Origin of the sequence: Roseburia sp. AF12-17LB (genome assembly GCF_003479605.1) — a bacterium.
Classification (GTDB): Bacteria; Bacillota; Clostridia; order Lachnospirales; family Lachnospiraceae; genus Roseburia_C; species Roseburia_C amylophila.
Genome location: NZ_QUHR01000028.1, coordinates 1 through 1,756, shown reverse-complemented (window position 1 = coordinate 1,756; position 1,756 = coordinate 1). Strand labels below are relative to the sequence as shown.

Below are 1,756 nucleotides of genomic sequence, written 5' to 3'. Positions count from 1 at the left end.
AAACAGGACAGTTTAAGTATTTCTGATGCTGCACGAGGCTTTTCAAAGCAATCAATAGCTGCACTGATAGATAAAAATGCGAATATTTCTAACAGTGAATTGGCTTATTATTTTGCAAACTATAATAATTCAAGTGCTATTTTGAATGCAATCAATTTTGGGGAGAATGTTTCCTGTGGATATAATTCTGATTTTAAGGAGTACGGGGTTATTTCCTTTGACCTTAATGGGAGCAGACAGGTAGTACCTAATTATGCAGTACCGAAAATGAATACAAGCACCATGTCAGGCATTTGTGCTGCAAATAATTCTTTGGTATTAAGTAATAAAAGTTATTATTCATGGACAACATCAAGTGGCGGTAAATATACATGGACGGTCAACAATGGAAGGATAGGCTGGGCAGCCTCGGAATCGTTGCTTGCAGAGAATACAAATCAAAAAGGGACAAATTATAAGTGGGAAATGTGTAAGGCAGGCAATATCCTGTCTGATCTGGCACAGGGAAAGAGTGTGTGGGGGTATCTTTACAGCAATGAGGAGGTATTGTCCGTCTGTGAGAAAGTCGGGATTTCTCCGGGATTCTTTTCTATAGAAGCGGGAGCAGGAAAACACACTTATTTATTGCAGGAATCAGGAAAGACCATAAATGTTGACGCAAAGATAAAACAGTTAAATGATATAAACTGGATAGAAATCGGATTTAAAGAAGGAGATACGTTTTCCGTTTATGGTAAAGAGTATGCTATTGACAGCAGTGGGCATATCAATGTTTCGGCAGAAGATGAATTTACATCAACGGAAATTAAATATCCAAGTCGTTCAATATAATAGAAATTATTTTAAGTTTCAATAACAGGGAGGTAGGATTATGGCAATTACAGGTATCAATAACAGTAGTTACACATCGTATTATGCTTCAAATTACAAGAATACTGTTAAAAAAACAGATAGTGAAAAGGATAGTACAAATACAAAAGACGGCAACGTGACAACAAGTACAGTTGAATTAAAAACATCACGTCCCGGTGTGACAAAAACAGAGCAGATTAAGACAGGGTATAGTAATGTAAATGATTATTCAAAATACTTGCAGGGAAAATACCATTATGTGAATACGGGAACGACTTCAATGCAAGGGGTTCCGACAACAGTATCCGTTTCAAGTGCATTTTTACAGAAGTGTATGAATGATCCGGAAAAAGCAAAGTATCTGGAGGAAAACTTAGCAGCCATTCCAGATTGTGCCAAAAGTGCGGTTAATGGATGTTTGGGCACTTTGACAAATCTGAGTTATAAGGTTGATGAAAACGGAAATATTTCGGTGGCAATATCTGGTACAAATGATCCAGATGGGAAAATAGCGAAAGAGAATGCTGAACGAAAAGCAAAAGAGAACAGAGAAAAAGAGGAAAAAGTAAAAGAGAAAAGAGCTGCTAAAAAAGCAGAGGAAGAAAAAGCTGCAAAGAAACGTGCAGAAAAATCGGCAGAAGGAAAAGAAACGGGTGATTATACCTTATCCGTAACTGGTAATGATGTAAAAAGTATGACACAGAGCCTTGTAGCAGAATCTGTGAGTATTTCTGCACCTGATAGATCAAGTTTTGATATTAAGGCATAAGAGGGTTCGGTAAAAGGAAAATATCAAATCAATGCATTAGTTGGAAGTGCTTGTTTCCTATCATGGCATATCCAAGCTAACGATAGCAAAAATGGCTGGTGTTGAGGAAAATGATATTGACAGGCTTTTAGCCAA

At 37.1% G+C, this 1,756-nt stretch carries 3 protein-coding genes; all 3 read left to right on the top strand.

Going from position 1 to position 1,756, the window contains the following annotated elements; translation table 11 throughout:
- Positions 1-831 (top strand): hypothetical protein (locus tag DWV68_RS14605; RefSeq protein ID WP_118666115.1); only part of this gene is annotated, 831 nt, incomplete at its 5' end.
- Positions 832-871: 40 nt separating this feature from the next.
- A complete protein-coding gene (locus DWV68_RS14225) occupies positions 872-1,621 on the top strand; it encodes a DUF6033 family protein (RefSeq protein WP_118057808.1) in 750 nt (249 codons plus the stop codon).
- A gap of 46 nt (positions 1,622-1,667) precedes the next feature.
- Positions 1,668-1,756 (top strand): HTH domain-containing protein (locus DWV68_RS15125; protein ID WP_334294299.1); only part of this gene is annotated, 89 nt, incomplete at its 3' end.

What these genes read in the sequence shown, in the direction of transcription:
- DWV68_RS14225 (WP_118057808.1), top strand. Translation starts at nt 872, where the DNA reads ATGGCAATTACAGGTATCAATAACAGTAGTTACACATCGTATTATGCT.